Genomic DNA, 15,448 nt, shown 5'->3' with positions numbered 1-15,448 from the left:
TGGCGGCGTTGGTGAGCACTATCGAAGGCTCAGTGATAACCGTCTAATCAAAACTTGAAATCAGGCGATAGCCACGAGTTATGGCATGCCCTGCTTTCAGGCAGCTTTCAACGGGCAGCGGCCCTTTCGGCTTTCCTCGAAAACCGCTCTGGCGCACAGCCTGGCGCCTCAGCTGCCACTTTCACTGCCCAGACCTATAACCCCAGGCTATCGGTGTATGTATTGTTTTGACTAGACGCGGGCCCTGAGGCTTCACACACTCAGGCCAGGCTTGCAGCAATCGAGCATCGACAAGCCACTCATAACAACTACAAAAACGAGGCCCTTCCATCATGCGAAATGCATTCGTCCGTCGCACCTCCCGTTTGTTTCTCGGCTGCACACTGATCGCCGCAGGCGCCCTTCCCGCTCTCGCCAACGCTGCCTGGCAGCCGGACAAAAACGTCGAAATCGTCGTCGCGGGTGGTCCCGGCGGCGGCACTGACCAACTCGGTCGCCTGATCCAGTCGATCATCACCACCCACAAGTTTCTCGATGTGAATACCATCGTCCTGAACAAGGGCGGTGGCAATGGTGCCGAAGCCTTTCTCGACCTGAAAATGAACAAGGGCGACGCGGAAAAACTGGTGATCGGCACCAACAACATCTACCTGTTGCCGCTGGTGTCCAAGCTCGGTTACCAATGGCAGGAACTGACGCCTGTCGCCGCCGTAGCCGAGGATGACTTCATTCTCTGGAGCTACAAAGACGCGCCATGGAAGGACGCCAAGGGCTTCTACGCCGCGGTCAAGGCCGACCCGTCGAACCTGCGCATGGGCGGCAGCCAGTCCAAGGATGTCGACCAGACCCTGACCCTGCTGCTGAACCAGACCAACGACGCCAAACTCGTCTACATCCCGTTCAAGAGCGGCAGTGAAGCCGCGACCCAACTGGCCGGCAAACACATCGCCGCCAACGTCAACAATCCCAGCGAAAGCATCAGCCAATGGCGCGGCGACCAGGTCGAGCCGCTGTGTGTCTTCAGTAAAGAGCGCATGAACTACACCGAGAAAGTTGCCGGTGACAAATCCTGGGCCGACGTGCCGACCTGTCACGAAGAAGGCCTGGGCATCGATCAGTACCGCTTCCCGCGCACCGTGTTCATGCCGGGCGACGTCACTGCCGAACAGCGCGCGTTCTATGTTGAGCTGATGCGCAAAGTCACCGAGACGCCGGAGTTCAAGGCGTACGTGAAGCAGAACGCGCTGGTACCGACCTTCCTCGAAGGTGAGCCACTGACCGCCTACATTGAGAAGGACACCGCCCGCGTGACCCCGGTGTTTAAAGAAGCCGGCTGGCTGAAAAACTGAGTCGCCAACGGCCGTCCGCACGCGCACGGCCGTCATCTGCTGGAGGTGTTTTCATGTCCCAAAATTCGGATTCACCGGCGCTGGTCGGCAACCGCTGGGTCGAGCTCGGCCTGACACTCTTCACCACGCTGATCGGCGCGGTGGTGATGTTTGGCAGCGTCGAACAAGGTATCGGCTGGGGCGATTCCGGCCCTGAGCCGGGTTACTTCCCCTTTTACATTGGCCTGCTGTTGAGCGCCGCCAGTGTCGGCAACGGCGTGTTGACCGTGGTGCGCTGGCAAGCCCTGAGCGTTTCGTTCGTCAGCCGCAGCGCGTTCAAGCAAGTGTTGTCGGTGTTCATCCCGATTGCGCTGTTCGTCGCTGCCATGCCGTTCACTGGCATCTACGTGGCCTCGGCCTGTTTCATTGCCTGGTTCATGTGGCGTGACAAGGTCCGCGTCAAACCGTACGGCAAACTGATGATCGGCACGGTGTCACTGGGCGCGGTGCTCGCCAGCTACCTGATTTTCGCGCTGTGGTTCAAGGTCCCGCTGGATGCCGGCCCGATGGGCGACTGGATTGCCCTGGCCGGGAGAAATTTCAAATGAGCGAGTTCGATTCCCTGCTGCAAGGCATGAACCTGATCCTGACCCCGGGCCACATCGGCCTGATGGTGATCGGCGTACTGCTGGGCATTCTGGTCGGCGTGTTGCCCGGCCTCGGCGCCCCCAATGGCGTGGCGTTGCTGCTGCCGCTGACGTTCACCATGTCGCCGGTGTCGGCGATCATTCTGCTGTCGTGCATGTATTGGGGCGCGCTGTTCGGCGGCTCGATCACTTCGATCCTGTTCAACATTCCCGGTGAGCCCTCATCGGTGGCGACGACGTTCGACGGTTACCCTATGGCCCGTGAAGGCCGCGCCGCCGAAGCCCTGACTGCCGCATTCAGTTCCGCGCTGATTGGCGCATTGGCCGGGGTGTTGCTGCTGACATTCCTGTCGACCAGGATTGCCGCGTTCGCCATGTCGTTCAGCTCGCCGGAGTTCTTCGCGGTGTACCTGTTGGCGTTCTGTACCTTCATCGGCATGAGCAAGAACCCGCCGCTGAAAACCGTGGTCGCGATGATGATCGGTTTTGCCATGGCGGCGGTCGGCATGGACACGGTGTCCGGCAACCTGCGCCTGACCTTCGACCAGCCAATCTTGATGACGGGCATCAGTTTCGAAGTGGCGGTGATCGGTCTGTTCGGTATTGGTGAAATCCTCTGCACCGTCGAGGAAGGCCTGGTGTTTCGCGGCGAGCATGCGCGCATCACGCCGATGGTGATTCTGCGCACCTGGGCAAAGCTGCCGCGCTACTGGTGGACGATTGTGCGCAGCACGCTGGTCGGTTGCTGGATGGGCATCACCCCCGGCGGCCCGACTGCTGCGTCGTTCATGAGCTACAGCCTGGCGCGGCGATTCTCGAAGAACCGCGAGAATTTCGGCAAAGGTGAACTCGAAGGCGTGATCGCTCCGGAAACCGCCGACCACGCGGCGGGCACCAGCGCCCTGCTGCCGATGCTGACCCTGGGCATTCCCGGCTCGGCCACGGCAGCGGTGATGCTCGGCGGCTTGATGATCTGGGGCCTGCACCCTGGCCCGACGCTGTTCGTCGAACAGCATGATTTTGTCTGGGGCCTGATCGCCAGCATGTACCTGGGCAACGTGGTCAGCCTGATCGTGGTGTTGGCCACCGTGCCGCTGTTTGCCTCGATCCTGCGGATTCCGTTTTCGATCATTGCGCCGATCATCATCATGGTCTGCGCCATCGGTGCCTACTCGGTACACAACTCGTTCTTCGACGTGGTGCTGATGCTGGGCTTTGGCGCGCTGGGTTATCTGTTCAAGAAACTCGGTTATCCGATTGCGCCACTGGTACTCGCCGCCGTGTTGGGGGACAAGGCTGAAGATGCGTTCCGTCAGTCGATGCTGTTTTCCGATGGCCATTTGGGGATCTTCTGGTCCAACCCGCTAGTGGGTAGCCTGACCACGGCGGCGTTGCTGATGCTGTTCTGGCCACTGATTTCCAAGGCGCTGGGCGGCCTGATGGGCCTGCGCAAATCCCACGTCGCCAAACCCAAATCGGTGCTGTGACACGGCAATGCTGGCAACGCCTGACATTTGTTGGCAGGCTTGCCGCAGACTTCCCAGCGAGCCACGGCCCATGACCCGAATTCCTGCTGCCAATGTGATCCACAGTCGCCTGCGCCTGCGCCAACTGCGGTTGATGCTGGCGTTGCAGGAGTTCGGCTCGTTGCGCCGCGCGGCCGACCATATCGGCATGACTCAACCGGCCGCGACCAAGATGCTCCACGAAGCCGAGGACTTGCTCGGTGTCGAACTGTTCGAACGCCTGCCACGGGGCATGCGCTCTACCGCGTTCGGGGAAACCGTTATTTACTACGCGCGCATGGTGTTTGCCGAACTCAGCGGCATGCGTGAAGAACTGGTGGCACTGGAATCCGGCAACCTGGGGCGAGTCGCGGTCGGTGCGATTCCGGCACTGGCGTCGGGGCTGTTGACTCGCACCATCGCCACGCTGAAACAAAGCCATCCCCGACTGTCCATGAGCATCCAGGTCGATACCAGCGACGTGTTGGTCCAGGCGCTTTTGCAGGATCAACTGGATATCGTGCTGGGGCGGATTCCGGCCGGTGCACGCGCCGAAGAGTTGCTGTTTGACAGCCTCGGTGAAGAAGCGTTGTGCGTGATCGCCGGCGCGAAAAACCCACTGGCGCAGGAAAAACAACTGAGCTGGGCGGAGCTGCAGCACATGACCTGGGTACTGCAACAGCATCCCAGCCCGATGCGCGCCATCATCAATCAGGTGTTTCACAACGCGCGGGTCGATATCCCCAGCAGCATCGTCGAAACCACGTCGATCATGACCTTGCTCTCCCTGGTCCAGCAAACCGACATGCTCGGCGTCACACCGGTGTCGGTGGTTGAGGATTATCCCGGTCGTGATCTGCTCGCCATACTGCCGATCAAGTTCGAAGCGCGGCTGCCACCCTACGGGCTCATCACCCGCCGCCATCGCATTCAATCATCGGCGATGCAGGCGTTCATGAATTCGGTACGGGCCGAGCATGCGCTGGCCAAATAAAAAGACCCGGAGCCAATGCTCCGGGCCTTTGGGTGTTTACGCTGTCTTACGGAACACAAACACCAAGCCGACGATGATCAGCAGCATGCCCAGCAGGCTCAACGCCGCCAGCCTGTTGCCGAAAATCAGATAGTCCATCACCGCCGTTACCGCCGGCACCAGGTAAAACAGACTGGTGACATTCACCAGATTGCCCCGGGCGATCAGGCGATACAGCAGCAACGTCGCCAGCACCGACACCACCAGCCCCATCCACAACACCGGCACGATAAAACCTGTGCTCTGTTCGAAATGAAACGGCTGGAACGGTACGAAGATCCCGCACAGCAACAGCCCCGCCAGGTACTGCACCGGCAAAGTGCCCAGAGGATTGTCGGTGATGCGCTTCTGCATGATCGAGCCGAACGTCATGCTCGCCAGCGCCAGCAAGCCGTAGAGCATGCCGGCCAGTGACATGCCGGCCAGACCGATGCCCTGATACACCACCATGATCAATCCGGTCAGCCCCAATGCCAGACCGAACATCCGGCTGATGGAGCGCTGACGCTCCATGATGACCACCGTCAGAATGGGCTGTACACCCATGATGGTCGCCATCACACCCGGCGTGACTTTCAGGTCCAGGGCCAGCAGATAGAAAATCTGATAAGCCCCCAGCAACACCATGCCCGTGGCCATCGCATACAGCATCGGCTTACCGCCCTTGGGCAACTTCAGCTTGAGCAACGGCACCAGCAACACCAGACCGCACAAGGCAATCACGAAGCGAAACAACAGAAAGGCAAACGGTGACGCGTGGGCCAGGCCCCATTTGGAGAAGATCGCCCCACTGCTCCACAGCAGGACGAACAGGCTCGTGGACGCCGCCGCGAGCGCGGTTTTTTTCGAAAGGACAAACATGAAAACCACCTGTAGTCAGGCAAAAAGCCAACTCAGCCGAAGCTGAAATTCAGTTGTTTTTTCTGGGGGCACAGGGGAACAGCAAAGAGACGCTGATCAGCCCGAAATGCCAACACCCGGCGGCGATACGACTGCACACACCGGTGTGTTACTGACAGGTGGGGGGTAATGACTGATCTGCACAGGCTGCTGATTCCCGCACGGCACCACGACAGCGTTGACCGCTGAATCGACTACCGCGTTGATGTGGGATGCAGGCATGGGCTGATCTTTTTTGATGAGGTTGACGGTGGGCTGGAAATCACCGTGCGCCGACTATAACCAGCGACTGACATAGATTGCAATGACCTGGACAAAGGGCCAGTAACGACAGCCGGAGAAGTGCTGCTTACTCTGAGTGAAAGGGAATCGCCCGCGTTGGGAGGACAGGGAATGCAAGAGATCACATGCCAAGGGAACGGACGTGTCTGCGGTATCAGTTGTATAAATCAAGGGCTCGAAAGCTGGCTGCCGCTAGTACTTCCCAGCTTCAACATGAACTGGAACTAGCCGGCCCAACCGCCCTCGATTTATCCAGGGTGCGCTTCGAAGCGATCAACGCGCAGGCACTGGGTGCTTTCGAGCATTGGGAACATCCACATTTTTCGTGGGGCGACGTTGTTGGATGGAAAGCTCGAGAGCCATTGGCTCTGGATATTGCCATCTGGTTCGAGGACGAACTCTGTGGAATGTGCTTCGCGAATCCAAACAAAAGTCGGTTGCGAATCCGCATCGTGCGACTGGAGGGGCGTCCAAAGGAAGCACATCCATTGAAAAATCGCGTGGCGACACTGTCGATGATTGCCATTGAACACTACGCAAAAATCATCGGCAGCCGATTCCTCGAAGTTCAGGAGCCTCAGGAAGGTGCGGTATCAATTTATCAGGAGCTTGGCTTTGACTTCGACACAGAAGGCCGGCTTGTCAAAACATTGGAGCACCTTGTATCGTGACAATTGTTCAATTAGTAACCAGCCACGGAGGGAATATGCGCAAAGTCATCAAGAGGTCCGCCACAAGGAAAAGCTCGCGCACTACTGAAGACAAGACCATCGCTGTAGAACTGACTGCCAGTCAGCGGCGTCTCTTACAGATACTTGTCACGGGCACCGAAGGCGACGAACCGAGCCTACTCGCAGGACGCCCTTGAAAAAGGCGAAAAAAAACCGCTCCAGGGAGCGGTTTTTCATTTCTTGACGGGTCTCACCCAAACAACCAATACCCCAACAACGTCAGCACCACCACCGCCAACACCGGCCGCAGCACGCGGTAGGCCTTGGGGTTGCGACGTTTCCACTTTTTGATCACGCCGCTGAACTTGTCGCTGGAATTCTTGCTCCAGGCATACGCCCGGTTAATCCCGCCGACGCGTTCATCATCAAGGTTTTGAGGTGCTGTGGCGCGACCGAGCTGACTGCTGATCCAGCGGTTAATGCGGGTCATGACGCGGTTGCTCAACGGACGTTCGATATCGCAGAAAAGGATCACCCGGGTTTTCTCGGTTTCGTTCTTGACCCAATGCACATAAGTCTCATCGAACATCACGTCTTCGCCATCGCGCCAGGCGTATACCTGGCCATCCACAAAGATGCGGCAATCATCGGAGTTGGGGGTCGACAGCCCCAGGTGATAACGCAAGGAACCGGCAAACGGATCACGGTGCGGATTGAGGTGACTGCCACCCGGCAACAGCGCGAACATTGCACCCTTGACGTTGGGAATGCTGCTGACCAACGCCACGGTTTTCGGGCACAGGGTTTCGGCCGATGGCAGTGGTTTGTCATACCACTTGAGGTAAAAACGCTTCCAGCCTTTCTTGAAAAACGAACCGAAACCGGCGTCGTTATTCTTCTCGGCAGCGCGGATGTAACCCTCGTCGAACAGGTGCATGGCCTCGTCGCGGATGACTTCCCAGTTGTCCTTGAGTACGTCCAGTTCCGGAAACTTGCTGCGGTCCAGATAGGGTTTGGATGGCACGCCGGAGAACAGGTACATCAAGGCGTTGTAGGGCGCAAACAAAGCCGAGTGGTTGACGAATTGACGCAAGACCGGCAGACGCGCCTTGCCACGCAAATGGACATAGAGCGTGCTGCAGAAAAATAGCAGCAACACCGACGTTTTCGCGGCAAACGAAAAACTCATCAACGACTCCTTGAGAATAGGCTCATTGCTCAACGCCTTTTACCCGACGTGGCAGTCGGCCATGATAAACATTCCCGACCTTGGGAAATACCCGCCCGTCGCAACATTCAGTATTAAAGATTGCGCAACAAAGCCCTTCTTAGCATAAGTTCCCTGAACGGAGGCTGACCTGATGTCCTCTGTCCATTATCAATGGCTACTTAGCCGCAGCCGCTGTTACTGCTGATTCTCCTGTTCGGTAAACAGATCGCTGAACAGCATGCTCGACAGGTAGCGCTCACCGGAGTCCGGCAGGATCACCACGATGGTCTTGCCCTGCATTTCCGGGGTTTCCGCCAGACGGACAGCGACCGCCATGGCAGCGCCGCACGAGATACCGCACAAAATCCCTTCTTCCTGCATCAAGCGCAGGGCCATGGCCTTGGACTCGTCGTCAGTGGCCAGCTCCACCCGATCAACCATCGTCAGGTCCAGGTTCTTCGGTACAAAACCGGCACCGATACCCTGAATCTTGTGTGGACTCGGCTTGATTTCTTCACCGGCGATGGCCTGGCTGATCACGGGTGAAACAGCAGGCTCCACGGCCACCGAGATAATCGGTTTGCCCTGTGTATTCTTGATATACCGCGAAACACCGGTGATGGTTCCACCCGTTCCGACCCCAGCCACCAACACATCGACCGCGCCGTCGGTATCGTTCCAGATTTCCGGACCGGTGGTCTTTTCATGAATGGCCGGGTTGGCCGGGTTGTCGAACTGCGCCGGCATGAAGTACTTGGCCGGATCGCTGGCAACGATGTCACCCGCTTTTTCAATCGCGCCTTTCATGCCCTTGGCCGGTTCGGTCAGCACCAGTTCGGCGCCGAGTGCCTTGAGCACTTTGCGCCGTTCGATACTCATGGACGCCGGCATGGTCAGCATCAGCTTGTAACCACGTGCTGCGGCAACAAATGCCAGGCCGATGCCGGTATTGCCAGAGGTGGGTTCGACGATGGTCATGCCAGGCTTGAGTTTGCCGCTGCTCTCGGCATCCCAGATCATGTTCGCGCCAATCCGGCACTTGACCGAGTAACCGGGGTTGCGCCCTTCGATCTTGGCCAGGATGGTCACGCCGCGCGGGGCGATGCGGTTGATCTGCACCAAAGGCGTATTGCCGATGGAGTGGGCGTTGTCAGCGAAGATACGGCTCATGACTGGGTCCTTAGCTACAGCATGGAATTAGCGCATCAAGGTAAGCCTCTTGCCCTTGGGCGTCCAGTCAGGTCGAACGTCCGGCTGTCAGCGCAGTCAATGGTTTTACATCGCCAGAGATTTGCCACCATGAAACGTCGATACAGCTGGCCCCTGTGGATCTTCGTCGGCCTCGTTGTGCTCCTGATTGCCCTGCACATCGCCCTGCCCTACATGGTGCGCAACTACCTGAACGACAAACTGGCGAATATGGGTGACTACAGCGGGCAGATCACGGACGTAGACCTGGCCCTGTGGCGCGGCGCCTACAAAATCAACGGACTGAAAATCGTCAAAGTCGACGGCAAGGTCCCTGTGCCTTTCGTTAACGCACCTTTGATCGACCTCGCGGTCAGTTGGCACTCGCTCTGGTACGACCACGCGGTGGTGGCCCATGTGCAGTTCTTCAATCCCGAGGTGAACTTTGTCGATGGCGGCGCCAATAAGCAGAACTCTCAGACCGGTCAGGGCACCGACTGGCGCGCACAACTTGGCAAATTGTTACCCATAACCCTGGATGAGGTGCAGATCCACGACGGCAAGCTCAGTTTTCGAAACTTCAACTCCAAGCCACCGGTGAACATGAACGCCACGCAGGTCAACGCCAGCATCTATAACCTGACCAACGTGGTCGACACTAAAGGCAAGCGAGACGCCCGCTTCGACGGTAAAGCCCTGCTGCTGGGGCATGCGCCACTGGAAACCAACGCAACGTTCGACCCATTGAACAATTTCGAAGACTTCCAGTTTCGCCTGCGCGCCAAGGACATCGAACTCAAACGCATGAACGATTTCGCCGCGGCCTACGGCAAATTCGATTTCAATGCGGGCCACGGTGATGTGGTCATTGAAGCGCAAGCCAAAAAAGCCCAATTGACGGGCTATATCAAACCATTGCTCAAAGACGTCGACGTGTTCAACTGGCAACAGGACGTGGAAAACAAGGACAAAGGGATCTTCCGGTCCATCTGGGAGGCCATCGTCGGCGGCTCCGAAACCGTGTTGAAAAACCAGGGCAAAAACCAGTTTGCAACCCGAGTGGAACTGCGCGGCAATGTGCATCGGCAGGATATCAGCGCGTTTCAGGCGTTTTTGCAGATTTTACGCAATGGTTTCATCCAGGCATTCAATGCGCGCTATGAGCAGCCGAAGCCGGAAGCGGGCTAAGGTTTGCGTGTGACGGTATAGCGCCCCGTTGTTTCTGCGGCCCGTGTAGACGTTGATTGCTGTTGCAAGAAATCCCATCCCAGACAGGCCAAGGCTAACGATCGTGGCACCGCTTCACGGCCACTACTATATCGGGTGATGCTCCGCGCACTCACCCCAAGCGCCTCCGCTGCCTGATTGAGTGACAAACCGGTGCGAGCGCGCCATTCAATGAACGTTCGCGTGTTTTCATCGGGAGAGTTTTGAGCGAGCGCATCCAGATACAACGTATCAGCCCCTATCTGGATGTCCAGGTCAGGCCACTCGACGCTCCAGCCATCATCGCCCAACGCGGCGCCTTCAAACGCATCCTGCGCCTGCAATGGCTGCAACCCTGGATAGGCTTGCAGGTCACGGCTCAAATCGAGTGTGAGTTGTTGGCTATCGATAAAGGTCAGCGCCAGACGGTTTTCCGGCAATGCCTGAACGGCCAACAGCCGCGGTCGCTTCATGGGTAACATCGTTTCCAATCCTCCAATAACGGCACTTGATGGGCGCTGACCCACTCGAGCGCTTCCTTGATTATCAGCGGCGGTGCCTTGCCCACCATGACTTCTACGGTTTCAAGGCTGAGCATTACATCCAGCCCACCCCCTGTCAGGTGGACATGGGGGTGGCGGATGATCCTTCTCGCGCAACTGAATACGGTACGTGTCGCGAAATCGATATTTAGTAGACATGCCCCGCAAGCTATCGCCAAAATGGCGATAGCTCAATACTGGCCAGCAGCCGAGACTGAGTCAATATGTGACGTGCCATTCAGAGACTGAATAAGTCGTCTGCGTTCACAGTCGACCGGACAGCGCGGTATAGTCGGGCATCACAATTATTGCGTCCCGGCCTGCATTACTCAGGTCGGCGTCACCGTTCGAGGATTAGCAGATGAAGTTCGAAGGCACCCAGGCCTACGTCGCCACCGATGACCTGAAGCTGGCGGTCAACGCCGCCATTACCCTGGAACGTCCACTGCTGGTCAAGGGCGAGCCAGGTACAGGCAAAACCATGCTGGCCGAGCAATTGGCCGAGTCCCTTGGGGCCAAGTTGATCACCTGGCACATCAAGTCCACCACCAAGGCGCATCAGGGCCTGTACGAGTACGACGCGGTCAGCCGCCTGCGCGACTCGCAACTGGGCACGGAAAAGGTCCATGACGTTCGCAACTACCTGAAAAAGGGCAAGCTCTGGGAAGCCTTCGAATCCGAAGAGCGGGTGATTCTGCTGATCGACGAAATCGACAAGGCTGACATCGAATTCCCGAACGACCTGCTGCAAGAACTCGACAAGATGGAGTTCTACGTTTACGAGATCGACGAGACCATCAAGGCCAAGAAGCGCCCGATCATCATCATTACCTCCAACAACGAGAAAGAGCTGCCGGACGCCTTCCTGCGTCGCTGCTTCTTCCACTACATCGCCTTCCCGGACCGCACCACGATGCAAAAGATCGTCGACGTGCACTACCCGGACATCAAGAAAGACCTGGTCAGCGAAGCGCTGGACGTGTTCTTCGACGTGCGCAAAGTGCCGGGGCTGAAGAAGAAGCCATCGACGTCCGAGCTGGTGGACTGGCTCAAGCTGCTGATGGCCGACAACATCGGCGAAGCGGTACTGCGCGAACGCGATCCGACCAAAGCCATCCCGCCGCTGGCCGGCGCGCTGGTCAAGAACGAACAGGACGTGCAACTGCTTGAACGCCTGGCGTTCATGAGCCGTCGCGGCACCCGCTAAGAGGCTGATGCCATGTTGCTCAACCTGTTCAATGAAATGCGTGCCGCCAAAGTGCCGGTTTCGGTGCGCGAGCTGCTGGACCTGATCAACGCGCTTAAACAGCGCGTGACCTTCGCCGACATGGACGAGTTCTATTACTTGTCCCGGGCGATTCTGGTGAAGGACGAAAAGCATTTCGACAAGTTCGACCGGGCGTTCGGGGCTTACTTCAATGGCCTGGAAAAACTCGACGATCACCTTCAGGCACTGATTCCCGAAGACTGGTTGCGCAAGGAATTCGAACGTTCGCTGACCGACGAAGAGCGGGCGGCGATCCAGTCCCTCGGCGGCCTGGACAAACTGATCGAAGAGTTCAAGAAGCGCCTCGAAGAGCAGAAAGAACGCCATGCCGGGGGCAACAAGTGGATCGGCACCGGGGGCACCAGCCCGTTCGGCTCCGGTGGCTTCAACCCGGAAGGCATTCGGGTCGGCGATGCCGGCAAACGCCAGGGCAAGGCGGTCAAGGTCTGGGATCAGCGCGAGTACAAGAACCTCGACGATTCTGTCGAGCTGGGCACGCGCAACATCAAGGTTGCCCTGCGCCGCTTGCGCAAATTTGCGCGTCRGGGTGCAGCAGAAGAACTCGATATCGACGGCACCATCGACCACACCGCCAAGGATGCAGGGCTGCTGAATATCCAGATGCGGCCGGAGCGGCGCAACACCGTCAAGTTGTTGCTGCTGTTCGACATCGGCGGCTCGATGGACGCCCACGTAAAGATCTGCGAGGAGCTGTTTTCGGCCTGCAAGACCGAGTTCAAGCACCTGGAGTACTTCTACTTCCACAACTTCATTTATGAATCAGTGTGGAAGAACAATATGCGTCGCACCTCCGAACGCACATCGACCCAGGACTTGCTGCACAAGTACGGCGCCGACTACAAAGTGATCTTCATCGGTGACGCCGCCATGGCGCCTTATGAAATCACCCAGGCCGGCGGCAGCGTCGAGCACTGGAACGAAGAAGCCGGTTATGTGTGGATGCAGCGGTTCAAGGAGAAGTACAAGAAACTCATCTGGATCAACCCGTATCCGAAAGATACGTGGGGCTATACGTCGTCGACCAACATTGTTCGGGACTTGATTGACGACCAGATGTATCCGCTGACCCTTCGTGGGTTGGAAGAAGGGATGCGGTTTCTTTCCAAATAATCTTCGCTGTCCGTTCGGGCCTCATCGCTGGCAAGCCCGGCTCCTACAGGGATTTAGGTGGTTCACATGTTTTGTGAGCGACCTCAATCCCTGTAGGAACCTGGCTTGCCAGCGATGCTTTTAGCGTTTTGAAAACCGCCGCAAATACTCGACCTGCTCCCGATGCGCCACATCCTGCACCACCGGCCGCAGTCGCACCTTCGCTCCCGGCAGGCACTGCGCCAATCGTGCCAGCGCCAACGGCGTCAACGCGCCCAATCGTGGATACCCGCCAATGGTCTGCCGATCATTGAGCAACACAATCGGCTGCCCATCCGGTGGCACCTGCACCGCGCCGAGCGGGATGCCCTCGGAGATCATTGGTTTGCCCTGGTACTGCAACGCCATACCCAACAGGCGAATGCCCATCCGGTCGGCGCGGCTGTCGAGGGTCCAGGCGTTGTTGAACGCGTCGAACAGACTCTGCCCGCTGAACTCGCCGATCTGTGCGCCCAGCACCAGATCCAGCGGCGAATCGTTGGTGAGGTCCGGTCGATGCTCCTCCGGCAATTCTCGCAGCAGTAGCAATGCACTCCCGGAGTAACTCAATTGCGAACCTTTGGCCAACGCCCGACCCATTCCATCCAGGCCGCCAAGTTCCTCACGGACCACCGTCGAACGGCTGCCCAGTACGTTTGGCGCATCAAACCCACCGGGTGCCGCAAGATAAGCCCGAGCCCCGAGCAGCGGCTGGGTGAAGTGCAATCGCTGGCCCTTTTGCAGCCTGAAACTGCGCCACGGCGCCAGTGCCTCGCCCTGCACCTGTGCCCCCAGATCCGCCCCGACCAGTGCCAGCACGCAATCCTCTTCGGCCACCACCGTGAATCCGCCGAGGGTGATTTCGATCACCGGCGCGTTCAGGTCATTGCCCAGCAGCCAGTTGGCCCAGGACATCGATCGCCAATCCAGCCCGCCCCCCTGGGTCACGCCCAAGTGCCGCACGCCAAAACGACCGGCGTCCTGCAACAGGCACAGCGGCGTACTCGCTTCAATGGATAAGCGGCTCATGCCTGCGCCTCCAATGGCGTATCGTCACCGCCCAGATTGATGAATTCGGCATGGTCGACCGCTTCGAAGCGCACGGTGTCTCCCGGTTGCATCAGGCTGTAGCCGTCGCGCTCACGGTCGAACAGTTTGGCCGGGGTGCGACCGATCAGGTTCCAGCCTCCAGGCGAAACCACCGGATAAGCCGCCGTTTGCCGCTCGGCAATCCCGACACTGCCCGCCGCCACCTTCTTGCGGGGCGTATTCAGACGTGGAGCCGCCAGCACTTCTTCTACCAGCCCCATGAATGCGAAACCTGGCGCAAAGCCTAGCGCGAACACCTGATATTCACGCTCGCTGTGGCGGCGGATGACGTCGTCCACCGCCAGCCCACTGCGCCTGGACAACAGGCTCAGTTCCGGGCCGACGCTCAGGTCGTACCAGACCGGCAACACATGGCATTTGCCACGGCTACGGGCGTTGGGCGACAAATCGATCAAGGCTTCGGCAATCAGTTCCCGAGCCTGAGCCGGGGTTAATGCCAGCAGATCGTAATGCACCATCAGCGTCGTATAAGACGGCACCAGGTCAATCAGTTGCTTGCCAAAGGCTTCGCGCAAGCGCTCGCTGGCGGCGAGCATCCACGGCATGTTGGCCTCGTTGATCTCGTCGAACAGACGCAGCATCAGGCAATCCAGCGCCACCACTTCCACGCGCGGTTTCATGGTGCGCTCTGCTCATCGAGGGCTTGGCGAATCCGGCGCACGGCAGCCACGGAACTGGCGTTGTCGCCGTGCACACAGAGGGTGTTGGCCTGCAAGTGCAAGGCACTGCCGTCGCTGGCGACAAGGTGATCGCCACGGGCAATGGTCAGCGCCTGCTCAATGATTTTTTCCGGGTCGTGATGCACCGCCCCCGGCAGTTGTCGAGAGACCAGCATCCCAGCGCTGTCGTAGGCACGGTCGGCAAAGGCTTCGAACCACAAGGTCACGCCATATTCATCGCCCAGTTGTTGCGCGGCGCTGTTGTCTCGGGTGGCCATCAACATCAGCGGCAATGTCCGGTCGTAAGACGCCACGGCCTGAAGCACCGCGCGCAATTGTGCCGGGTTGGCCATCATGTCGTTGTACATCGCGCCGTGAGGTTTGACGTAGCTGACACGTGCGCCCTGAGCCCGGCAGATGCCGTCGAGAGCGCCGATCTGGTAGTGCAGAATGTCTTGCAGTTCCTGGGGGGTGTAGGCCATGGAGCGACGGCCGAAACCGACCAGGTCCTGATAGGCCGGGTGTGCGCCAATCTGTACGCCATTGCCCAGGGCCAGGCTGACGGTCTTGCGCATGATGCTCGGGTCGCCGGCGTGGAAACCGCAGGCGATATTGGCGCAATCAATGAAGGGCATGACCTCGGCGTCCAGACCCATGGTCCAGTTGCCGAAACTCTCGCCGATGTCGCAGTTCAATAGCAGGCGGCTCACGGTGAACACTCCTGTAGGCATTGTTCTTTTCAGATGCAGGC

Annotated in this window: 15 protein-coding genes and 1 pseudogene; 8 read left to right on the top strand and 8 right to left on the bottom strand. The window is 58.6% G+C overall.

Features of this window, described 5'->3' with window-relative positions; all coding sequences use genetic code 11:
• Nucleotides 1-332: 332 nt before the first annotated feature.
• From AC1D2P_RS23905 to AC1D2P_RS23890, 4 genes are all read left to right on the top strand, one after another.
• Entirely contained in the window at nt 333-1,349 is a 1,017-nt protein-coding gene (locus AC1D2P_RS23905; protein ID WP_123433935.1) for a Bug family tripartite tricarboxylate transporter substrate binding protein, read from the top strand.
• Between the two features lie 53 nt (nt 1,350-1,402).
• Entirely contained in the window at nt 1,403-1,936 is a 534-nt protein-coding gene (locus tag AC1D2P_RS23900) for a tripartite tricarboxylate transporter TctB family protein (RefSeq protein ID WP_477758081.1), read from the top strand.
• The gene (locus AC1D2P_RS23895; protein WP_109787958.1) at nt 1,933-3,462 is read left to right on the top strand and encodes a tripartite tricarboxylate transporter permease; all 1,530 of its coding nucleotides are present in this window, start codon (nt 1,933-1,935) and stop codon (nt 3,460-3,462) included. The genes AC1D2P_RS23900 and AC1D2P_RS23895 overlap by 4 nt, the downstream gene beginning before the upstream one ends.
• 70 nt (nt 3,463-3,532) lie before the next feature.
• Nucleotides 3,533-4,474 carry a LysR family transcriptional regulator gene (locus tag AC1D2P_RS23890; protein ID WP_046033313.1) on the top strand — a complete coding sequence of 314 codons (942 nt, stop codon included), beginning with the start codon at nt 3,533-3,535 and terminating at the stop codon, nt 4,472-4,474.
• A gap of 36 nt (nt 4,475-4,510) precedes the next feature.
• Here the strand turns inward: AC1D2P_RS23890 and AC1D2P_RS23885 are convergent, their stop codons facing one another.
• Entirely contained in the window at nt 4,511-5,374 is an 864-nt protein-coding gene (locus AC1D2P_RS23885) for a DMT family transporter (RefSeq protein WP_046033312.1), read from the bottom strand.
• 446 nt (nt 5,375-5,820) lie between these two features.
• Between AC1D2P_RS23885 and AC1D2P_RS23880 the strand changes: the two genes are divergently transcribed.
• On the top strand, nt 5,821-6,366 hold the full coding sequence (locus tag AC1D2P_RS23880) for a hypothetical protein (protein WP_109787956.1): 546 nt from the start codon (nt 5,821-5,823) through the stop codon (nt 6,364-6,366).
• A 250-nt stretch (nt 6,367-6,616) separates the two neighbouring features.
• On the opposite strand, the gene AC1D2P_RS23875 is transcribed toward AC1D2P_RS23880, so the two are convergent.
• Entirely contained in the window at nt 6,617-7,555 is a 939-nt protein-coding gene (locus tag AC1D2P_RS23875) for an aspartyl/asparaginyl beta-hydroxylase domain-containing protein (RefSeq protein ID WP_077430705.1), read from the bottom strand.
• Between the two features lie 216 nt (nt 7,556-7,771).
• On the bottom strand, nt 7,772-8,746 hold the full coding sequence (cysK, locus tag AC1D2P_RS23870) for a cysteine synthase A (RefSeq protein ID WP_109787955.1): 975 nt from the start codon (nt 8,744-8,746) through the stop codon (nt 7,772-7,774).
• 99 nt (nt 8,747-8,845) lie between these two features.
• On the opposite strand from cysK, the gene AC1D2P_RS23865 reads away from it, so the two are divergent.
• On the top strand, nt 8,846-9,952 hold the full coding sequence (locus AC1D2P_RS23865) for a DUF748 domain-containing protein (RefSeq protein ID WP_477758080.1): 1,107 nt from the start codon (nt 8,846-8,848) through the stop codon (nt 9,950-9,952).
• On the opposite strand, the gene AC1D2P_RS23860 is transcribed toward AC1D2P_RS23865, so the two are convergent.
• Both AC1D2P_RS23860 and AC1D2P_RS23855 read right to left on the bottom strand, forming a co-directional pair.
• Nucleotides 9,949-10,452, bottom strand: coding sequence for a DUF2442 domain-containing protein (locus tag AC1D2P_RS23860; protein ID WP_223522413.1), 504 nt, complete (start codon nt 10,450-10,452; stop codon nt 9,949-9,951). The genes AC1D2P_RS23865 and AC1D2P_RS23860 overlap by 4 nt on opposite strands.
• A pseudogene (locus AC1D2P_RS23855) lies at nt 10,440-10,671 on the bottom strand (DUF4160 domain-containing protein). Before AC1D2P_RS23855 ends, AC1D2P_RS23860 begins: the two are co-directional and overlap by 13 nt.
• 202 nt (nt 10,672-10,873) lie before the next feature.
• Here AC1D2P_RS23855 and AC1D2P_RS23850 point away from each other — a divergent pair.
• Together AC1D2P_RS23850 and AC1D2P_RS23845 are read left to right on the top strand one after the other, a co-directional pair.
• Complete coding sequence (locus tag AC1D2P_RS23850; RefSeq protein WP_046033307.1) at nt 10,874-11,719, top strand: AAA family ATPase; 846 nt, start codon at nt 10,874-10,876, stop codon at nt 11,717-11,719.
• Between the two features lie 12 nt (nt 11,720-11,731).
• Nucleotides 11,732-12,910 carry a vWA domain-containing protein gene (locus tag AC1D2P_RS23845; RefSeq protein ID WP_477811618.1) on the top strand — a complete coding sequence of 393 codons (1,179 nt, stop codon included), beginning with the start codon at nt 11,732-11,734 and terminating at the stop codon, nt 12,908-12,910.
• A 120-nt stretch (nt 12,911-13,030) separates the two neighbouring features.
• On the opposite strand, the gene AC1D2P_RS23840 is transcribed toward AC1D2P_RS23845, so the two are convergent.
• From AC1D2P_RS23840 to AC1D2P_RS23830, 3 genes are read right to left on the bottom strand one after another with little or no spacing between them, the layout of a single operon-like run.
• Nucleotides 13,031-13,957 (bottom strand): 5-oxoprolinase subunit C family protein, encoded by a 927-nt coding sequence (locus AC1D2P_RS23840; RefSeq protein ID WP_046033306.1) that lies wholly within the window; start codon nt 13,955-13,957, stop codon nt 13,031-13,033.
• Nucleotides 13,954-14,658, bottom strand: a complete 705-nt coding sequence (gene pxpB / locus AC1D2P_RS23835; RefSeq protein ID WP_109787951.1) for a 5-oxoprolinase subunit PxpB — start codon at nt 14,656-14,658, stop codon at nt 13,954-13,956. The genes AC1D2P_RS23840 and pxpB overlap by 4 nt, the downstream gene beginning before the upstream one ends.
• Entirely contained in the window at nt 14,655-15,407 is a 753-nt protein-coding gene (locus AC1D2P_RS23830; RefSeq protein ID WP_046033304.1) for a 5-oxoprolinase subunit PxpA, read from the bottom strand. The genes pxpB and AC1D2P_RS23830 overlap by 4 nt, the downstream gene beginning before the upstream one ends.
• Nucleotides 15,408-15,448 lie beyond the last annotated feature (41 nt).

It is taken from the genome of Pseudomonas sp. P1_F1_2, assembly GCF_056405815.1.
Note: the sequence above shows the minus strand (reverse complement) of the source record. Positions and strands in the feature narration are given on the sequence as shown.

Excerpts from the sequence above, each read along its gene's own strand:
- AC1D2P_RS23905 (WP_123433935.1), top strand. The coding sequence starts at position 333 with ATGCGAAATGCATTCGTCCGTCGCACCTCCCGTTTGTTTCTCGGCTGC.
- AC1D2P_RS23900 (WP_477758081.1), top strand. The coding sequence starts at position 1,403 with ATGTCCCAAAATTCGGATTCACCGGCGCTGGTCGGCAACCGCTGGGTC.
- AC1D2P_RS23895 (WP_109787958.1), top strand. The coding sequence starts at position 1,933 with ATGAGCGAGTTCGATTCCCTGCTGCAAGGCATGAACCTGATCCTGACC.
- AC1D2P_RS23890 (WP_046033313.1), top strand. The coding sequence starts at position 3,533 with ATGACCCGAATTCCTGCTGCCAATGTGATCCACAGTCGCCTGCGCCTG.
- AC1D2P_RS23885 (WP_046033312.1), bottom strand. The coding sequence starts at position 5,374 with ATGTTTGTCCTTTCGAAAAAAACCGCGCTCGCGGCGGCGTCCACGAGC.
- AC1D2P_RS23880 (WP_109787956.1), top strand. The coding sequence starts at position 5,821 with ATGCCAAGGGAACGGACGTGTCTGCGGTATCAGTTGTATAAATCAAGG.
- AC1D2P_RS23875 (WP_077430705.1), bottom strand. The coding sequence starts at position 7,555 with ATGAGTTTTTCGTTTGCCGCGAAAACGTCGGTGTTGCTGCTATTTTTC.
- cysK (WP_109787955.1), bottom strand. The coding sequence starts at position 8,746 with ATGAGCCGTATCTTCGCTGACAACGCCCACTCCATCGGCAATACGCCT.
- AC1D2P_RS23865 (WP_477758080.1), top strand. The coding sequence starts at position 8,846 with ATGGTTTTACATCGCCAGAGATTTGCCACCATGAAACGTCGATACAGC.
- AC1D2P_RS23860 (WP_223522413.1), bottom strand. The coding sequence starts at position 10,452 with ATGTTACCCATGAAGCGACCGCGGCTGTTGGCCGTTCAGGCATTGCCG.
- AC1D2P_RS23850 (WP_046033307.1), top strand. The coding sequence starts at position 10,874 with ATGAAGTTCGAAGGCACCCAGGCCTACGTCGCCACCGATGACCTGAAG.
- AC1D2P_RS23840 (WP_046033306.1), bottom strand. The coding sequence starts at position 13,957 with ATGAGCCGCTTATCCATTGAAGCGAGTACGCCGCTGTGCCTGTTGCAG.
- pxpB (WP_109787951.1), bottom strand. The coding sequence starts at position 14,658 with ATGAAACCGCGCGTGGAAGTGGTGGCGCTGGATTGCCTGATGCTGCGT.